Annotated in this window: 1 protein-coding gene; it reads right to left on the bottom strand. The window is 64.1% G+C overall.

Features of this window, described 5'->3' with window-relative positions:
- Window positions 1-2: 2 nt before the first annotated feature.
- Window positions 3-251, bottom strand: a 249-nt coding sequence (locus tag SB772_RS43705; protein ID WP_410838990.1) for a hypothetical protein, incomplete at its 5' end; no start/stop codon positions are given.

Here is a 251-nt window from a genome sequence, read left to right as displayed (position 1 = left end):
GGTTATGAGCTGCGCAGATGGTGAGGGGCGCCTGCCGCGGCATTGCCGAGCACCTGCGGGGCGGCCGCCAGACAGCGTTCGGCAGCACTCCGAAGTGCCGGTAGGACCTCGGCGGCAGAAGCCAAGCAGTGGTTCCTGATCATCGATTCCATTGCGCGGCATTGCGATTCCGCCTCCATAGCCCCAACCATGGCCGAGGAGATCTTCAGGCTGAGCACCGCATCCAGGGTGGCGTTGGTGTCGTGTTGACA

It is taken from the genome of Paraburkholderia sp. SIMBA_030 (genome assembly GCF_046535245.1).
GTDB lineage: Bacteria > Pseudomonadota > Gammaproteobacteria > Burkholderiales > Burkholderiaceae > Paraburkholderia.
The sequence above is the reverse complement of the archived record's forward strand: the minus strand, read 5'-3'. Positions and strand labels throughout refer to the sequence as shown.